Genomic DNA, 17,066 nt, shown 5'->3' on the forward strand with positions numbered 1-17,066 from the left:
AAAAAGGCGTCCTGATTAAGGGCGCTTTTTTTTATGATGATTAAATGGAATATAAAAATGAGACGGTTTGGATTATCAAATAAAAAAGAACGGGGAATTCCACGTAAACTAAGAAATTTTAAGTGTTGGAGTGAAAGTTTTAAAGGATATTTTCCTGATTTAGAGGGGGATGAAGAGCGATATTATAATTGGAAGATACCTGTACCCATGAATATGGTTCAAGGAAAACATGCTCAACAAGAAATAAAGGCTGAGTGTGCTCAATATCTTATTAATGCTTGTCAGTATTTAATTGAAGCAAAACCTCAAGGACTAAAATTCTGTAAAGTGGCATGTGTCATTGTGCAACCAGATATGTTTGCTAGTGAAATTTGTTTATATTTAGATGAAGATTATTTTAATGCCCATACCTTATCGGCAGGTTCTTATGATCCCCAATATCTTTTAGCGGACAGGCTAAGTTTGGCCAAAAATTGGAGGCTACAAATTCCTGATCACATGTATGAACGAGGAATACGTATTCATTATATTGATCTGAAGGATGAATCAGCGAATTATATAGCTGATCAGTGGTACTTTATTGAAACTTAAAAGAGTGAGATATTGTGATGAGAAAGGAATTCGAACTTCATACTTTTGATGAAATATTAAATATTGGTATTTGGAAAATCTAAGTAAAAAGAAATATTTTGGCAGTGTGCAGAATATAATTTTTTATATCGTGCATTACAAGAAAGTTTCAAAAACAAAAATGGTGATCCAGCATTTGGTGGTGATTATGCTTATCTTATGCATGCCTATTTTGAAGAGGCTATCCAAGCTCGGGTTAAATATCATCACATGCCAAGTTGGACAAAGTTACAGGGAAAAATATTAATATTTGATGTGCACTCATCAATGTTTGACTGTTTGGGTGAAAAAGAAACAGGTGGATTTATAGATGGTTGTGATACACCACCACCCGAGTTTTGGATTCATTTCGATGGAAAAAATTTATATTCATTTATTCCAAATGAGCTCACAAATATTGTCGACTTAGCAATAGATATCTCGATGAGTGGCTCATTGGAATGGTATACGGATGTGATTGAAATTTAGTGTAATCGGTCATTCATCCAATACTTAATTCACTCTGAATCGAAATATTTGATGTTAATAACTTATGAATCGGGCAGCTTTCTGCGACTTTTAACAAACGTTTATGCTGATCCTCGGTAAATTCACCTTTTAAGATAATTTTACGCTCAATATTATTCTGTCCTGATTCTGGCTCACCATTGGGATTCAAGGCTAAATCGATCTGAACATGATCAATCTTAATCCCTTTGTGATTGGCGTACATTTCCAAAGTAATGGTGGTACAGGCGCCTAAAGCCGAAAGTAAAAGCTGAACAGGGTTCGGTGCAGTATCTTGACCACCTTTGTTGGCAGGTTCATCTGCATACCAGGTATGGCCAGCAGGATCTGTCAACGTAACGCGATAAGATGTAGATGTACTAAGTGCTTGAGCTGTATGAGTCATATTTTACCTTGTTGTTTATCGTGAAGTATCTAAATCAAAATAGACCGATTGACCACATCTGCTTGCTGATCAATTGTCCTGTATTGAGTTGTCTTATGATATTGATTTTTGATAAGTGCTGTAACGCTTTTATTGTTGCACTGGTGAAACATATCGTTTTATAAAGACTAGTGAATAAAAATACTTGATCTATACACTAATCACTATATCAAACAAGGATATGAAAAATGCAATTTAAAACATTAAGTCTCGGGTTAGCAATTACTTTAGCAAGTTCGGTTACATTGGCTGCGCCAGTCGACTATAAAATTGACCCAACGCATACGGCGACAGTATTCAGTTGGAATCACTTTGGTTTCTCTACACCAAGTGCAAATTTCACCGATATTCAAGGGACAATTAAAGTTGATAATGCAAAACCTGCAAATTCATCTGTAGAAGTGACGATTCCTTTAAGCAGTGTAAATACCAATGTTGCTGCGTTGGATAAAGAGTTCCAAGAAGAAGCTTGGTTTAATGCTGCAAAATATCCAAACATTACCTTTAAAAGTACCAAAGTAGAAACTAAAGACAAGAAACACTTTAAAATTACAGGTGATTTAACCGTTAAAGGCGTAACTAAACCTGTAGTATTAGATGCTGTACTGAATAAGCAAGGTGAGCATCCAATGGCGAAAGTACCTGCAATTGGTTTCAATGCTACAACAAGCTTTAACCGTTCTGCATTTGGTATCGGCAATTATGTTCCCAATGTTGGTGACAAGATCACTGTGAATATTACAACTGAAGCAACTGCTGCGAAGTAATATCTTATTGCATAAAAAAGCCTAGACCGTGATCTAGGCTTTTTTTGTTGTATATGATTTTGATCGTACAGATTATTAAAATACTAATATTGAGTTAAAATAAGAATTCTAATAATTAATCTCTTAAAAATTAGCTATGTTTTATTTTGGATCTACGTTTGGATTGATAGATATAGCGAATGGAATCGACCACTTCACCAACAAAAATACATTCTTCATCGAGTGGAATGATATTGGGCTTGAATTCCGGATTCAGTGCTTGTAAGTATCGTGAATTATCGGTTTCGATGACGAGGCGTTTGAATGTCGCATCTTCATGTTTTCTCACCACAATCATGTCACCTGATTGCATATCGCTATATTGCACGGTAGGGTCAACCAAAATGTAATCTCCCTCATGGAAAACAGGATAATTACTCAGACCTTGTACTTTTAAATAAAAGCAGTCATCACAATCATCAGGCAGAGGCAGCCATTCCTCAATTTGGGTGATATCAACCGATTCAACATTGGTAAACACACCAGCTTGTACCCAAGATAGCACAGGTGCCATATTGGCCTTTACGGCGGTGATGTTGGAAACATCATCTTGGCTAGATTCTTTCGGCGTGGCAGTACCAAGACCTGTTTGTAGCCAATAGGCATCTACACCCAGAAAATTAGCAATTGAGGGTAAATGAGATGAGGAACTGACCAGTCCAGTCTCAAGCTGGCTGAGCGCTGATTGGGTAATACCTACAGCTGCAACCACATCTTTTTGAGACTTCTTGGCTTTTTTTCTTGCTTCTTTGAGTCGATCTTTAAGCATTTTTAATGCACCTTAAATCAATAAATTAAGAATATTAGCAAGCTAATGTGAAGTCAAATTAGTATTCTTATTGAAATTATATTAGTTTGCTAATATAATTGACCTATCCATTAGGTTAAATGCTGGAGGTGCGGTATGAACAAATCAATCAACCCAAACATGCATATTAAGCAGAACTTAAATGCAGAAATTGAAGCATGGCTGGCTCAAGGTAATGCAATCACAACAATTCAAAATACGTATGAACAAAGATTGAAAGCAAGACCAAGCCATGTGGTAACTTTTGTATCTCAAGAAAAAACACAAAAAGAATTAAAGCGACTCGAAAGAATGGCGAATCAAGCCACAGAAGATCAAATCCATATGCTCAGTGCTTGGTTGGATGCGCAAAAGGGGCGAGCTAAAGCTTTGGTGGAAGTTCTTGGTTGTGCACATAGTTATATTTCTCAAATTAAAAGTGCAACCAGACCCTGTACAAAAGCACGATTTGAAGAAATTTATCAGGCAATGAAGCTTGTAGAAGTAAGAGAAAAGTATCACTAAGCATATAAAACATCAGTTTGAAGTTGGCCAAAGCAGTGTTTGATGCTTGAAGGCAAGTTCAAACTGGAACTCAAAACAAGTGTTCGATGAGCGCTGAGAAATAACACAAGACTTGGTTTATTCAATTTATATTTTATAAAACATGAATCAAGCCCAAAATGAAATGACATTGGTTTAGGTGACGATATGAATGTAAGTATTGCAAAGTTTGAAAAATTTGAATGGTTGACGCAGGGTTTAACACTACGCTCAGCGGGCTTGGAACCTTTTATTCGTGGGACAGGTGATCGTCCCTTAAATTATGAAGATCGTTTAGGTGCAATTGCATCAATGAATACACAATTGGCAAAGTCAGTGACAGCGCTCATTGTATTCGAACATAAAGCTAAAAGCGATTATGACTATGTTCGCCAGTATTTGGCAGACCTTTTTATAGAACAAGCCGTGCGAGATAAAAAACGTGAGCCAGAGCGTATCGCTATGTACCACTTGGCTTGGTTGTTATCGCGTATGGTATTGGATTTTGTGCTAGATCCAGATCTGGAGGAAAACTATACAGCAAAAGGACGTCTCGCTTATGCAGGTATTAGTCGTCATCAGATGAATGTGGAGAGCTATAGAAAGACATGGAAAAGCTATGAAAGCTTAATGGTTCAGACAATTGAAACAGCTATCTGTGAGGCTGAAACTACGATTGAACAATACCGGAAAAATACTTACAAAAATATGCACGCTTAGGGATTCCATTATTTCGGAAACTAGGTTATAGTTTTTATATACTGGTCGTATTACATTTGACATCGACCAAAAATAAAAAGCTCGCATCTAGCGGGCTTTTTTGTTGCCTAAAAACTCGGTATCCGTCAGGAACCGAGTTTTTTTATAACTGAAGATAAACAATCGTCCATTTTATTAATTTTATAAGTGGGTGCTCTAAAGCGACTCAATAACTCAAGGTGATTAAAATGAATTGTGTCAATAATATGATGTTGGGTTCTTTTTCAATTAAACACTTAGACATTCTTTCTTATGCAGAGATTATCCCTGCGGTCATGCGAACTACAGCAGACGTATCAGGTAGGGCATATATACATGGAAATGATCAACTCGGTTCTATAAAAGTACCAGCCCTAGTCGATGAATGTCTCGCTATTTCTGCCTATTTTCAAGCACAAAAAGGGCGATTTTCTTTTACTCAGACGCGTATCACCAACCGATCAATTATGATTTTGGGAGTGGATCACGAGCCTAAAAATATAGTCACAGTGAATCATATTAAGCAAGGCTTTGTCATTTATAGCTATTTTGATGGGGGTAAATTCGTGGTGGTGTTGGGGGATTTTAATAGCTTGAATAATGTCACTTACATTCAAGAAAATCCGTCTGAGAATCCAGTTGTGACATTTGAAATTACCAGTGCCCAATCGATGAATGTTTATATTGATTATGAATTTGTTGGAGCATGGCATTCTAGCAATACATTGAAATTGCCAATGTATTATCAAATTGTTACACAAGAAGGTTTAAGCCAGTTTGACTTTGATTTGCGTGAAGCTTATGTCAGCTTGGATTATAAATTGCCATCTGAACTTGAAGATGGCGTTTATTATCACTTAACCAGTCATGGTGAAATTTTGGGTTCAGAAGTCAAGGTCGGGGACTTTGTACAGTTCCATGATCAGCAAAGCTGGATGATGCATTATCCGCAATCTGTATAAATTAAATTTTTTCAATAACCACGGGAGTGATTATGGTGGAAAATGAAAAACGAATCTACTCGAGCAAGGTCTTAACTTTAAACAAGTTGAGGCCTTTTTATTTATGGAGGACAAAATGACAGAGGTTGTTTCAGCGGGTGCAGGGATTGCGGCCGTGATTAAATCTTATGGCGTATTTTTTATTGTCATTATGGCACTGAGTTTTATGTTTTTGGCTTGGATGGTCGTAATTATGACCCGACTTCCTAAAACGAGGAGTGAATGGGTAGTTTCACTTATTTCAACCGCAGTCGGTAGTATTGCTGGAGGTGCTTTTGTAATTCAGCATTTTGGTTTACAGGCTTGGAGTGAAAATGCTTATGGTGCATTCGCATTAGGTGGTTTGTATTTCTTATGTGGATTACCTGTTTGGGCGATTATTCGCTGGACTTTTAACTATATTAATGCCAGAGAAAACTCCACTATTTTAGATGTAGCAAAAGAGGTAAAAGACTTTAAAGACAAATTTTAAATAATAAATTCAATCCAATGCCGCCTTCGGGCGGTTTTTTATTTTAAAGAGGAACATGACATGACAATAACACAAGATGGTTTCGATCTTTTACGCAAAAATTTTGGCAAGTTGAGTCAATCTCAAATCAATGGCATCAACTTTCTCATCTCAGTACTGGCTGAAGATCAAACAGTTACATTTGCTCAAATGGCTTATATCTTGGCAACCGCTTGGCATGAAACAGCCAAAACTATGCAACCCGTGATCGAGTATGGTTCTGAAAAATACTTGAAATCTAAGCAATATTATCCCTATATCGGTTATGGTTATGTGCAATTGACTTGGTTGGCAAACTATAAAAGAATGGGGGATTATTTAAAAATTGATTTAGTGAAAAATCCGAAACTGGCTTTGCAAGCTGATATTGCAGCACGTGTCATGATTGTCGGTATGAAAAAAGGGATGTTTACTGGGAAAAGGCTGACGGATTACATCAATCAAGATAAAAAAGACTATATCAATGCACGACGAATCATTAATGGGATGGATAAAGCTGAGTTGGTCGCAGGTTATGCAGAAATTTTTGAGCAAGCACTGCAAGTTTCCGAAACAATGGCTGTGGCTGAATAAAGCGCAGAAGTTCATATCGATGTCGTATGAACTTCTGTCACGTTGTTCAGTCAGTCAGCTTAGGCGGTCGCACTAAAAGCATCCGCATAAACCACATCACCAGTAGGGACATGCTCAGTAAAAGGCAAGATTTGGAAATACTCAGCAGGTACGCCTTGTAGTATAAGTCTAGGATCTGCTTTAAAGTCAAATTTACTGTAATAAGCTGGATCGCCCAGTACAACACATCCCATAGCATCTAAATCTTTGAGTGCTTCAAGGCCAGCATGCATCAGTTTTGCGCCAACCCCTTGGCCTTGATAGTCTGGTAAAACTGAAATTGGCCCTAAGCCATACCAGTTTTTAGTTCCATCAGAGAGGCGTACAGATGAAAATGCAATATGCCCAATCAATTTTTTATTGCTGATTGCAACCAGAGATAAACTTAATTGTCCTGAATTGCGTAAAGCATTCACAATGAACTGTTCCGTATGACTTGAATGTTCAGCGTTTGCGAAAGCCGCTTGCGTTAAGTCAAAAATGGCTTGAATATCAGATAGTTTCTCATCACGAATATGGATATTCATCTTCATTTTCTCTTGGGTTTGCTGATCCAAAATTGTTCGGATTTGTTGCAGTACTGGAATGGCTTGAGTGTATTTTTTCCCATAGCTTAGATTGAAGGCGTAATCGAAATTATCAGGATTAAGTCCTTGATTATGTTGCATAATGGTCTCTAATTTATCTAGTGCTTTCACAAATTTTGCTTCCGCTGTTTCGGCATTTTCGTATTCTTGCCAAAGTGTTCGAATTAACGTTTGAGGGTGTTCATCCAGAGATTCCGTCAATTGATAAAGATCCTGTTTTTCTTGTAGGCTCTTGTCTGGAAATTGATTTTTCATGATGGCTGGGATATCTCCATGAATCGCTTCACCTAAGTCATGAATCAGGCACATTTTGAGTATCTTGGCATGATCAAGATGTTTAAATTGATCGGTAAAGATCATTGCCATTAAGCTTAAACGCCAGCTATGTTCAGCGGTGCTTTCTTGGCGGCCATTGGATGTATGTGAAAATCTCAACACATTTTTTAGTTTTTCCGCTTCATGTAAAAAAGCTAAGCGGTTTTGAATGACATCTAGTTCCATTTTCTTTCTCAAAATAAACCATATGTAATTTGGATAAACCCAGTCCAATTTTAGATTGATAGACAACATCTAAATATCATCACGGGTTTATTCAAACCTATGATTGTGTATTAACGATTGTCTAACTGTGGGCGTACTGATCTAAGCCCATGTAAATTAATTTGATAGGGCTGTCCATTGATGGATTTAATCAGTTTTTTCTTTCTTAGCTTGTTGAAAACGGCAAGATCACAATCGGACAGCAAGAAACCTTCTCGGCTATAGCACTCTACAGCGATGGTTTGACCTGAATCATCACGAAGTTTTACGATTTTTCCGCCTTTAGCTAAGACGTGTAGTGTCCGTTGTTCGGACTTAGATAAGTTCATGTTGTTATCCAGATAGAAATAATCAGAGCAAAGTTAGGCTTGAAGCCCAAAAAATCGCGCAGATAACCAATTTCAATGTGTTATTGAAATATAGTTACCAGATTACTGCTATCTCCAACATAAAACCCTCGGTATGGATGGGATACGAAATGTATCGAAGAAAATACTAATGCAAGCTGAATAAAAAATCAATCAATTGCTGAAAACGTTTTCGAGGATCACATCGACCTTATTTTTTTGAATGCTTTTCTTTAAGTTGTAAGTAGGCGGGTACTGATTTTTTGGCTTGTCGACGGAGCATCATCTTGATGTATAGCACGATCGCAAAACAGGCTGTGGCTACAGTGAGCATTAAACCGTTCATATAACTCATAACTGAGCTGACATAACCAATGGTGGCAAGACGACGTTGCATGCGTTCAACTTGCGTGCTGGACTCAATGCCTGTGATTGCCCAGGTGCATAAATGTTCACAGTTGTTAATGATCAGGTGATAGTGATTTTCGTGCATGCGTGAGCGCATACGCCGTACCACTATTTTGGCTTTATAGCGTGGGGATTGATAATTCCTGATGTAAATTGGCTTGTCACGTGCAAATCGTTGGATAGTCGTCATTTCGATGGGATGCTTTTTAAAAATATGGGCAAAACCAGAGTAGTGAATGACTCGTCCACGACCAGCATAAATGCCGTGATGACTATAACCAAAGTGTTTTACGATCAGATGTGCGCCAATAGGGAAGCGTGGGTGTTTTTGCTGCATGTGGATACAAGGATATTGTATTTACACTATTATTTTAGTGAAAAAATGTGAATCAATCGAGCCTGTTGATGCCAATAATTGGATGATTATGTGTTGAGTTTGTATCTACTATTTAGTGTTAGTCATCACTATGGGAAAATAAAATGTGATTAATCTTAAATATTATCCAGAATGAAAAATTGGCTATTCTTCTCTGTTGCATTTCTAGCGGCGCCGATAGTCCAGGCGATGCACCATCAAACCTTACAGTTCGATCAGCAAAACTATGATGTCATAAAGGTCGAAGATCTGGATCAATTAAAATTATTTTTAAAAAGCCCTGAAACCAATCGCTATTACCATAAGTTTGCAGCAGTACAAAAAGAATTACCGGCTTGTTCACAACTCAATTTTGCAATGAATGCGGGGATGTATCATGCCGATTTCCAGCCTGTTGGTTTATATGTTGAACATGGTAAACAACTTGCTCCATTAAACGAAGCGACAGGTTTTGGTAATTTCTTTATGCAACCGAATGGTGTGGTGGCATGGAATGATCGACATGCGGTGATCAAGAGTACGGCTGATTATAAGAAAGATGGCTTTAAAGCCCAATTTGCAACCCAGTCAGGACCCATGCTGATCAATAAGGGGAAAATCAACACTCAGTTTCTCGTGGACTCTAACTCATTCAAAATTCGAAACGGCGTTGGGGTAAAGGACAATCAACTGTACTTTGTGATTTCACAACAACGGGTGAGCTTTTATCAATTCGCACAATTCTTTAAGCAGCAATTGCAAATAGATAATGCCTTGTACTTGGATGGTTCGATTTCAAGTTTGTATTCAATACAGAGCAAACGCCATGATAAGCGATTTAATTTAGGACCAATTGTGGCGGAAGTGAGTCGTGAGAAATGTAAATCCTGATAACACCCTCATCTCCTCATTTTAAGGAGATGAGAGGCTTATTTTTATTGAATAGGTGGTTTGATCATCGCAAGTAATTCTTTGCGGCTATAACCACGAGAAATCAGTACTTTCTTGATCCCTTTCATTACATCTTCATCTGTCGCTTTAACTAAAGCATCCAGTAGTTGTTCATTGGTTTTACAAGAACAATCATTTTCAACGCAAGAAGTTTGGTTCTTGTGTTCGTTATATTGTTCATCAGCATTGAACAATTTTTGCCAAAAACTCATAGAGCCTTCATTTACAACCTAACATAGTTCGAAATATAGCCACTTTAAAATAAAATTCAAGTCAGCTTAAGTGATAAAAGCAGCAATTGAGCTTCAATTTTTTCGATAATTGTTTGAATGTCTAACGAAATTATGACGGTATGATGACTTGACCTTTGAAAAATATAACTTTTTATAATTATTCTTTGAATAAAAATAAAGGGTTACTCGAACCCTTTATGATTTACTGTTACGTTGAAATAATTTGTTTAAATTTTTTCAAGTAAAACACCTGATTCCACATGATGGGTAAATGGGAATTGATCGAACATGGCAAACTTCACAATACGATGCGTTTGTGTCAGGGTTTTTAAATTGTCATGCAGGGTATCTGGATTACATGAGATATACAGAATACGCTCAAAGCCTTGTAGTAACTTCAAGGTTTCATCATCAATTCCCGCACGTGGTGGGTCAACAAATACCGTGTCAAAGTCATAGCTCTGAATGTCGATTTCAGCTTCTTGCAAGCGTCTAAACTCACGTTCGCCTTGATAGGCTTGTGTGAATTCCTCAGCAGATAAGCGAGCTACCTGTATATTTTCGATCTGGTTTTGCTCAATGTTCCATTGCGCGGCATAGACTGAAGATTTAGCAAGTTCAGTTGCAAGTACACGCTTAAATTTCAACGACAGTGGCAGAGTGAAGTTACCATTACCACAGTACAATTCTAACAGATCTTTTTCTGAAGCTTCCGCTGCGTCACAAGCCCATTCCAGCATATGTTGGCATACTTGTGCGTTTGGTTGAGTGAAGCTGCTTTCAATTTGTTTGTATTTAAAGGTGCGACCGTGAACATTCAGTTGTTCAACCACGTAGTCATCGCCAATAATCACTTTTTGGCCACGACTACGGCCCATAATCTTAATATTCAGTTTTTCAGCAAGTGTTTTGGCCGCTGTTTCCCATTCGGCATCTAATTTGCGATGATAAATCAGCGTGACCAGCATCTCTCCACTTAAGGTCGAGAGAAAGTCAGCTTCAAAAACTCGTTGCGATAGGATCGGGACTGCTTTTAATTCTTCTAATAGGCGTGGCATTAAATCATTAATGCTTTGATCTGCGATGGGAAATGTATCCACACGAACAACTTCTTTTTGCTTACCATCTTCAGCACGTTCAAACATGGCGTAGAACAGATCATCTTCGGTATGCCAGATCCGAAATTCTGCACGCATACGGAAATGTTGTTCAGGTGATTGAAACACTTCTAAAGCAGGCGGATTGAACGGGGCAAATTGTGCGGTAATGCGTTCAACTTTCTCTTGAAGTTGCTGTGGGTAAGATAGGGTCATAAAAAAGAAAACTACAGGTGAAATCTAAAACGGGAATGGTATCAAAAAAGCGCAATCAGGTGCAGGAAATTATGCAAACACTGTGTTGTATTAAACTTCTTGCTTTAACACCTGTTGAATAAAATTCGATTTGATTTCGCGGTATTGATCTTGGCTCATTCCCTCGCAGTGATGTTTCAGCGCATTATATTGAGTGACTAAATCAGGGGATTGCCTTAAGTGATCGCGAAAAGTTAAAAAGTCTTCAAATATTGAGCCCGTTACCACGATTTGTAAGGCGTGAACCGTACCGGGTTTGTCGGAGACTTTTTTATTTAAGTTAGGCCACCTGACCTAACGGGTTAATCTTATCATAGTACATTGCTTCAAACTCAAAAGGCGATACATAACCCAGTGCACTGTGTACACGCTTTTTATTGAACCAATCTACCCAGTTTAGTGTCGCAAGTTGTACATCTGCTAAACCTTGCCAATCTGCTTTTAAATATTCAATCACCTCTGTTTTGTATAAGCCATTCACCGTTTCAGCCAGAGCATTATCGTATGAATCACCTGTCGTACCGACTGATGCTCGTAAATTTGCAGCATCTAAACGATTGGTATAGCGAATAGAAAGATATTGAACACCTCTATCGGAATGATGAATCACATTCTTTGGCATGCCTCGATCGTGCAATGCTTGCTCCAATGCATCGAGCACCATATCTGTATTCATCCGTGTAGATACTTTCCATCCAACAATTGCTCGTGAGAACACATCAATAATAAAGGCGGTATAGACCCAGCCTGAATGTGTTTGAATATACGTAAAGTCACTGACCCATAATTGGTCAGGTCGATCAGCACTAAAATTCCGTTTCACTAAATCATCTGCTCGTTTTTGATCATCTCGGCTACGGGTGGTTTGTTTATTCTTACCACGCCAAACACCTTGTATACCTAGCTTTTGCATCAATCGAGCAACTGTACAACGTGCAATAACATAACCCTCACGTTTCAATTTTTGCCAAACTTTACGTACACCATATCGACCTGAACTTTCTTTCCAAATACGTTTGATTTGCTCTGCATGATGTAAATCATGCAGAGCACGTTTCGCTCGATGTTCTGGGTTATCAACGAAATCTAAAGCCCGATAATAGGTCGAAGCTGCAATCGGTAAAATTCTACAAATCGCTTCAACACCATATAACGCCTTATTGTTATGGATAAAATCCACCATTATTTGTGTGGGCGGTCGAGCTCCGCCTGGGCGAAAAAAGCGGCTGCTTTACGTAGAATTTCATTGGCACGTTTTAATTCTTTAATTTCACGTTCCATTTGCTTCATTTTTTCTTGGTCAGATACCTGTTGTACTTTGGCGGGATTTTGTTGATCTAAGTATTTTTGATACCAAACACGAAGTGTTTCAGGAGTACAGCCAATTTTAGGAGCAATTGCGGAAACTGCTGCCCAATTCGATGGATAATCTTTTTCAGATTCAATTAGTAATTGAACCGCTCTTTCTCTAATTTCGGGGGTATAGTTTGGTTTTTTCATCGGAATAGTCTCTCAGAATATTGAGTCTCCGACAAACCCGGTACGGTTCAGCGACGTCATGTTCTAACGATTCCAACATACACAGTTCATGGGTACGCAATGTATTAAGTTTTTCTTTAAAGTGAAGCTGTTGTAATTGTTGAATAGCATCAATAAAGTGGTGAGCTGGGACTCCGATATAAATATCAAGATCACCTTTTGAAATTGCATTGGGAATAGCGGATGAACCAATATGTTCAATAACGGCATAAGGTGTGAGCTGCTGGATCTTATTTTTATAATCTTCAAAAAGCAGAGCGCAATTGGGTTGATATTCAGGAGCTGATAAAAACTGCATCTAAATAGTCTCATTTTTATACTAGGAATAAGATGATCTAGAACATAATAAAAAACCCGAACCATGTAAACATGATTCGGGTCATTGAGAGACTTAATATCTCTCGGAAAGGTTAAAATTAATCTTCAGATAAAGTCATCAAGCTTGCATTACCACCAGCAGCAGCGGTATTCACACTGATCGCACGTTCAATAACAAGACGTTCTAAAGGAATTTGCTCATTTGCTTGAAGTTGGGTAATCCCTACAATCGCACCTGAACGGTTCGCAACCTTAGTTTGCAAGTCTTGCAACTGTTCAACAGAACCATGATGAAGAACGGCATCAAACGCATCTTTTTCAACATTTGAAATCACAGTGATTGCATCTAAGACATCTTTAGGTAAAGACGCTTTGTGTTTTGCCAAGAACTCATTGTCTTTCAACACAGCCGCAGTACTGCTGACGGAGAAAATCGCAAGTAATTGCTGTAACTGACTTGCTTCATCATTGGCAATCGACAACACACGGTGACGTGGCAAGATAATGTATTGGTTGCTTTCACCTGTTGGCCCTTGCAACTCGTAGAACTTACCTACACCAAATGCTGGGATCGTTGTAATTGCTTGTGGCATGTTTTGGTTTGCCCAAGACAATAAGCTTTGATAAGCAACATTTGATACCGCATCAAACTGAGAGATTTCAGCTTTCACCGCAAACGGTGTTGCCAATACTTTCTCTGAACAATGTTCCATCAAGCGGTACATATAAAGCGGACCACCTGCTTTCGGACCTGTACCCGATAAGCCTTCACCACCAAATGGTTGTACGCCGACCACTGCACCTACGATATTGCGGTTGATATATAAGTTACCGACTTCCGCACGTTGAATAACCGTATTAATGGTTTCATCGATACGTGTGTGTAGACCCATGGTTAAGCCATAACCTTTAGCATTGATACGGTCGATCAATTGCTCAAGTTCACCATACTTATAAGTAATGATGTGCAAGACTGGACCAAACACTTCGCGTTCTAAGTCGTCAAGGTTTGGTAATTCGATTGCTGTAGGAGGAACAAAAGTACCTTGTGCAAGGGCTTGTTGGCTCACTGCATCGTTAAACATTAATTGATGAACAGGGTAACCCTTAGATTTCATCTTTTGAATGTGTGTATCGATGGTTTGTTTTGCTTCAGTGTCGATTACAGGCCCAATGTCAGTTTTTAAGATCGCAGGATTGCCAACGATCAACTGTTGCATCGCACCTTTCAACATTTTAATCACGGTTGCAGCGCTATCTTCTTGAACACATAAGATACGAAGTGCAGAACAACGTTGACCCGCACTGTCAAATGCAGAGCTTACAACATCAAGAACGACTTGTTCAGTGAGTGCAGAAGAGTCTACGATCATCGCATTTTGACCACCTGTTTCCGCAATTAACGGAATTGGTTGGCCATTTGGAGATAAACGTTTTGCAACTGTCTTTTGCAAGATTTTTGCAACTTCAGTCGAACCTGTGAACATGATCCCTTGGATACGATCATCTTGGCTTAATTGAGCACCAACCGTTTCACCACGACCTGGAAGAAGTTGCACAGCGCCGTGTGGCACACCAGCTTCCCAAAGCATTTGAACAGCTTGAGCTGCGATCAGTGGAGTTTGTTCCGCAGGTTTGGCAATCACACAGTTACCACTGACCAATGCCGCTGCAATCTGACCAGAGAAAATCGCAAGAGGGAAGTTCCATGGGCTAATACACAATACGGTACCTAATGGCTTCACTTGTGCATTTACTGGTAAAGCTTCGATTTGAGTTGCGTAGTAACGTAAGAAATCTACCGCTTCACGGACTTCAGCAATGGCATTGGCATAGGTTTTACCACTTTCGCGGCAAAGTAATACCATCAATTCTTGAATGCGTGCTTCCATCAAGTCAGCAGCGCGTTTTAAACAAGCAGCGCGTTCAACTTTATCGGTTGCAGCCCAGCTTTGTTCAGCTTGAACCGCTGCTTCTAGCGCCAGTTGCACATCAGCACTGGTTGCTTCATTGACATAACCAACCACTTCGCTGTTTTGAGCTGGGTTTGTAATTGCAAGTGCATTACTTTCGTCATGAACTGTTGATTCAAAACCAAGTAAAGGTGCACTTTTCCAAATCTGGCTACGCAATTTCTGTGCAGTCGCATCCAAGTCTGCCAATGGTTGATCGTTATTGAGATCAAAACCATTTGAGTTTGGACGTAATGGGTAAAGATTATGCGGAAGCGGGATTGCAGGGTGTTTTAAGCCGAGCTGACCTTCGTCTTTCGCAGCAGTTTGAATGTCTTTGATTGGAGACTGGATCAAGTCTTCAACTTTTAAGGTCTTATCTGCAATACGGTTTACGAACGATGTATTTGCACCATTTTCAAGTAAACGACGTACCAAGTAAGCCAATAAGGTTTCATGGTTACCCACTGGTGCGTAAACACGACATGGAACACCTAATTTGCCATCTTCTTTAGCCCCGACAACTTGCTCGTACAATGGCTCACCCATACCGTGCAAGCATTGGAACTCGTATTGACCCGGGTAGTATTTACTTGGATCAGCAAGGTTATAAATCGTTGCAAGTGATTGTGCATTGTGTGTTGCAAACTGTGGATACACTTGATCGGGTGCAGCAAGTAATTTTTTCGCACACGCAATGTAAGACAAGTCGGTGTGAACTTTACGGGTAAACACAGGGTAGTCTGTCATACCATCAATTTGCGCTTTCTTGATTTCGCTGTCCCAGTACGCACCTTTCACCAAACGGATCATCAAACGTTTGTTACTGCGTTTTGCAAGATCAACGATATAATCAACAACGTAGAAACAACGTTTTTGGTAGGCCTGAATGACGAAACCAATGCCTTTCCAGTTGGCAAGTTTTGGTTCGAAACATAAGCGCTCAAGTAACTCGAGTGAAATTTCTAAACGTTCAGATTCTTCGGCATCGATGTTTAAACCGATGTCGTATTGTTTTGCCAAGCAAGCAAGTTCGAACACTTTGTTATAAAGTTCGTGATGAACACGGTCGATCTGTGCACGTTGATAACGTGGGTGCAAAGCAGAAAGCTTGATTGAGATACCTGGGCCATCATAAACACCACGACCGTTTGATGCTTTGCCAATCGCATGAATGGCTTGCGTGTAGTCGTTGTAATAGCGTTCCGCATCATGTTCAGTGAGCGCAGCTTCACCCAACATGTCATATGAATAACGGAAACCTTTGTGCTCAAATGGTTTTGCGTGTTCAAGTGCTTCACCGATGGTTTCACCGGTAACGAATTGCTCACCCATCATGCGCATAGCAACGTCAACCGCTTTACGGATGATACCGCGGCCACTGCGTGCCAATAGACCGGTTAAAACACTGGATAAGCTGGTTTGCTTTGGTGTTTCCATTAACTTACCAGTTAACATCAAACCCCAAGCTGCCGCGTTCACGAACATCAAGTTACTTTGACCAACGTGTTCTTTCCAGTTACCTTGGTTGATTTTGTCACGAATCAATAAATCACGGGTTGCTGTATCTGGAATACGAAGTAAGGCTTCGGCCAAGCACATCAATGCCACACCTTCTTGTGAAGAAAGTGAGAATTCTTGCAGTAGACCTTGAACGATACCAGCTTTACCAGCCGAGCTTTTACGCTCACGTAAATTATGCGCTAGGCTAAATGCAAGCTCATAAATTTTATGATCAAGTTCAGGGGAGATATTTGCTGCTTCAGCAAGTACAGCGACTGCTTCAGGCTCTGCACGACGCCATGCCGTATTAATGCGTTGCTCAAACTCACTTTTTTCTTTAAATTCGGTGATATAACCATTTGTGTGAGCTGTGTCCATTTGTGCGGGAGTATCCAATGTATTCATACTAAATTCCAATAACA

17 protein-coding genes, 3 pseudogenes and 1 other annotated feature are annotated in these 17,066 nt (G+C 39.3%); of the genes and pseudogenes, 9 read left to right on the forward strand and 11 right to left on the reverse strand.

All coding sequences use genetic code 11. The annotated features are described in order from the left end of the window. Positions 1–57 precede the first annotated feature (57 nt). Both NQU59_RS11445 and NQU59_RS18775 read left to right on the forward strand, forming a co-directional pair. Complete coding sequence (locus tag NQU59_RS11445) at positions 58–591, forward strand: DUF3916 domain-containing protein (RefSeq protein ID WP_005241051.1); 534 nt, start codon at positions 58–60, stop codon at positions 589–591. 17 nt (positions 592–608) lie between these two features. Then, positions 609–1,098 (forward strand): annotated as a pseudogene (locus NQU59_RS18775) (hypothetical protein). Between the two features lie 13 nt (positions 1,099–1,111). On the opposite strand, the gene NQU59_RS11455 reads toward NQU59_RS18775, so the two are convergent. Then, positions 1,112–1,522, reverse strand: a complete 411-nt coding sequence (locus NQU59_RS11455; RefSeq protein WP_257063511.1) for an OsmC family protein — start codon at positions 1,520–1,522, stop codon at positions 1,112–1,114. A gap of 227 nt (positions 1,523–1,749) precedes the next feature. Between NQU59_RS11455 and NQU59_RS11460 the strand changes: the two genes are divergently transcribed. Continuing rightward, entirely contained in the window at positions 1,750–2,328 is a 579-nt protein-coding gene (locus NQU59_RS11460) for a YceI family protein (protein WP_005271040.1), read from the forward strand. 130 nt (positions 2,329–2,458) lie between these two features. Here NQU59_RS11460 and NQU59_RS11465 read toward each other — a convergent pair whose 3' ends face one another. Then, positions 2,459–3,136, reverse strand: coding sequence for a LexA family protein (locus NQU59_RS11465; protein ID WP_005241077.1), 678 nt, complete (start codon positions 3,134–3,136; stop codon positions 2,459–2,461). 135 nt (positions 3,137–3,271) lie between these two features. Here NQU59_RS11465 and NQU59_RS11470 point away from each other — a divergent pair, with 135 nt between their 5' ends. The 5 genes from NQU59_RS11470 to NQU59_RS11490 all read left to right on the forward strand — a co-directional run bounded on the left by NQU59_RS11470 (position 3,272) and on the right by NQU59_RS11490 (position 6,520). Beyond that, on the forward strand, positions 3,272–3,679 hold the full coding sequence (locus NQU59_RS11470; protein WP_257063512.1) for a hypothetical protein: 408 nt from the start codon (positions 3,272–3,274) through the stop codon (positions 3,677–3,679). 186 nt (positions 3,680–3,865) lie between these two features. Continuing rightward, the gene (locus NQU59_RS11475) at positions 3,866–4,417 is read left to right on the forward strand and encodes a hypothetical protein (RefSeq protein ID WP_257063514.1); all 552 of its coding nucleotides are present in this window, start codon (positions 3,866–3,868) and stop codon (positions 4,415–4,417) included. Positions 4,418–4,644: 227 nt separating this feature from the next. Further along, on the forward strand, positions 4,645–5,397 hold the full coding sequence (locus NQU59_RS11480; protein ID WP_257063515.1) for a hypothetical protein: 753 nt from the start codon (positions 4,645–4,647) through the stop codon (positions 5,395–5,397). Between the two features lie 115 nt (positions 5,398–5,512). Next, positions 5,513–5,908, forward strand: coding sequence for a hypothetical protein (locus NQU59_RS11485; RefSeq protein WP_005241085.1), 396 nt, complete (start codon positions 5,513–5,515; stop codon positions 5,906–5,908). Positions 5,909–5,968: 60 nt separating this feature from the next. Next, positions 5,969–6,520, forward strand: a complete 552-nt coding sequence (locus NQU59_RS11490) for a hypothetical protein (protein WP_257063516.1) — start codon at positions 5,969–5,971, stop codon at positions 6,518–6,520. 59 nt (positions 6,521–6,579) lie between these two features. Here NQU59_RS11490 and NQU59_RS11495 read toward each other — a convergent pair whose 3' ends face one another. From NQU59_RS11495 to NQU59_RS11505, 3 genes are all read right to left on the reverse strand, one after another. Continuing rightward, positions 6,580–7,647 carry a bifunctional HD family hydrolase/N-acetyltransferase gene (locus tag NQU59_RS11495; protein WP_257063517.1) on the reverse strand — a complete coding sequence of 356 codons (1,068 nt, stop codon included), beginning with the start codon at positions 7,645–7,647 and terminating at the stop codon, positions 6,580–6,582. 110 nt (positions 7,648–7,757) lie between these two features. Next, positions 7,758–8,015, reverse strand: a complete 258-nt coding sequence (locus NQU59_RS11500) for a YjhX family toxin (RefSeq protein WP_005241091.1) — start codon at positions 8,013–8,015, stop codon at positions 7,758–7,760. Between the two features lie 229 nt (positions 8,016–8,244). Next, complete coding sequence (locus tag NQU59_RS11505) at positions 8,245–8,778, reverse strand: lecithin retinol acyltransferase family protein (RefSeq protein ID WP_257063518.1); 534 nt, start codon at positions 8,776–8,778, stop codon at positions 8,245–8,247. 171 nt (positions 8,779–8,949) lie between these two features. Between NQU59_RS11505 and NQU59_RS11510 the strand changes: the two genes are divergently transcribed. Next, on the forward strand, positions 8,950–9,687 hold the full coding sequence (locus NQU59_RS11510; protein ID WP_257063519.1) for a phosphodiester glycosidase family protein: 738 nt from the start codon (positions 8,950–8,952) through the stop codon (positions 9,685–9,687). 44 nt (positions 9,688–9,731) lie between these two features. On the opposite strand, the gene NQU59_RS11515 is transcribed toward NQU59_RS11510, so the two are convergent. From NQU59_RS11515 to putA, 6 genes and pseudogenes are all read right to left on the reverse strand, one after another. Next, the gene (locus NQU59_RS11515; protein WP_005241098.1) at positions 9,732–9,959 is read right to left on the reverse strand and encodes a hypothetical protein; all 228 of its coding nucleotides are present in this window, start codon (positions 9,957–9,959) and stop codon (positions 9,732–9,734) included. 248 nt (positions 9,960–10,207) lie between these two features. Continuing rightward, positions 10,208–11,293: a tRNA (uridine(54)-C5)-methyltransferase TrmA gene (gene trmA, locus NQU59_RS11520; RefSeq protein WP_257063520.1), complete on the reverse strand. Its 1,086-nt coding sequence runs from the start codon at positions 11,291–11,293 to the stop codon at positions 10,208–10,210. A gap of 90 nt (positions 11,294–11,383) precedes the next feature. Beyond that, positions 11,384–11,581 (reverse strand): annotated as a pseudogene (locus NQU59_RS11525) (GrpB family protein); the annotation flags it as partial. Positions 11,582–11,612: 31 nt separating this feature from the next. Next, a protein-coding gene (locus tag NQU59_RS11530; protein WP_107114716.1) for an IS3 family transposase occupies positions 11,613–12,832 on the reverse strand; the annotation gives its coding sequence in 2 pieces (ribosomal slippage) (positions 11,613–12,556 and positions 12,556–12,832; 1,221 coding nt in all). Beyond that, positions 12,441–12,557: a sequence feature (AL1L pseudoknot), on the reverse strand. It overlaps the preceding gene by 117 nt. Positions 12,833–12,881: 49 nt before the next feature. Next, positions 12,882–13,169: pseudogene (locus NQU59_RS11535) on the reverse strand (GrpB family protein); the annotation flags it as partial. A 118-nt stretch (positions 13,170–13,287) separates the two neighbouring features. Then, positions 13,288–17,049, reverse strand: a complete 3,762-nt coding sequence (gene putA / locus NQU59_RS11540) for a trifunctional transcriptional regulator/proline dehydrogenase/L-glutamate gamma-semialdehyde dehydrogenase (protein WP_257063521.1) — start codon at positions 17,047–17,049, stop codon at positions 13,288–13,290. Between the last annotated feature and the right edge of the window lie 17 nt (positions 17,050–17,066).

It is taken from the genome of Acinetobacter colistiniresistens (assembly GCF_024582815.1).
Classification (GTDB): domain Bacteria; phylum Pseudomonadota; class Gammaproteobacteria; order Pseudomonadales; family Moraxellaceae; genus Acinetobacter.

What these genes read in the sequence shown, in the direction of transcription:
- NQU59_RS11455 (WP_257063511.1), bottom strand. Translation starts at nt 1,522, where the DNA reads ATGACTCATACAGCTCAAGCACTTAGTACATCTACATCTTATCGCGTT.
- NQU59_RS11505 (WP_257063518.1), bottom strand. Translation starts at nt 8,778, where the DNA reads ATGCAGCAAAAACACCCACGCTTCCCTATTGGCGCACATCTGATCGTA.
- NQU59_RS11500 (WP_005241091.1), bottom strand. Translation starts at nt 8,015, where the DNA reads ATGAACTTATCTAAGTCCGAACAACGGACACTACACGTCTTAGCTAAA.
- NQU59_RS11510 (WP_257063519.1), top strand. Translation starts at nt 8,950, where the DNA reads ATGAAAAATTGGCTATTCTTCTCTGTTGCATTTCTAGCGGCGCCGATA.
- NQU59_RS11470 (WP_257063512.1), top strand. Translation starts at nt 3,272, where the DNA reads ATGAACAAATCAATCAACCCAAACATGCATATTAAGCAGAACTTAAAT.
- putA (WP_257063521.1), bottom strand. Translation starts at nt 17,049, where the DNA reads ATGAATACATTGGATACTCCCGCACAAATGGACACAGCTCACACAAAT.
- NQU59_RS11480 (WP_257063515.1), top strand. Translation starts at nt 4,645, where the DNA reads ATGAATTGTGTCAATAATATGATGTTGGGTTCTTTTTCAATTAAACAC.
- NQU59_RS11485 (WP_005241085.1), top strand. Translation starts at nt 5,513, where the DNA reads ATGACAGAGGTTGTTTCAGCGGGTGCAGGGATTGCGGCCGTGATTAAA.
- NQU59_RS11465 (WP_005241077.1), bottom strand. Translation starts at nt 3,136, where the DNA reads ATGCTTAAAGATCGACTCAAAGAAGCAAGAAAAAAAGCCAAGAAGTCT.
- NQU59_RS11460 (WP_005271040.1), top strand. Translation starts at nt 1,750, where the DNA reads ATGCAATTTAAAACATTAAGTCTCGGGTTAGCAATTACTTTAGCAAGT.
- NQU59_RS11445 (WP_005241051.1), top strand. Translation starts at nt 58, where the DNA reads ATGAGACGGTTTGGATTATCAAATAAAAAAGAACGGGGAATTCCACGT.
- NQU59_RS11475 (WP_257063514.1), top strand. Translation starts at nt 3,866, where the DNA reads ATGAATGTAAGTATTGCAAAGTTTGAAAAATTTGAATGGTTGACGCAG.
- NQU59_RS11495 (WP_257063517.1), bottom strand. Translation starts at nt 7,647, where the DNA reads ATGGAACTAGATGTCATTCAAAACCGCTTAGCTTTTTTACATGAAGCG.
- trmA (WP_257063520.1), bottom strand. Translation starts at nt 11,293, where the DNA reads ATGACCCTATCTTACCCACAGCAACTTCAAGAGAAAGTTGAACGCATT.
- NQU59_RS11490 (WP_257063516.1), top strand. Translation starts at nt 5,969, where the DNA reads ATGACAATAACACAAGATGGTTTCGATCTTTTACGCAAAAATTTTGGC.
- NQU59_RS11515 (WP_005241098.1), bottom strand. Translation starts at nt 9,959, where the DNA reads ATGAGTTTTTGGCAAAAATTGTTCAATGCTGATGAACAATATAACGAA.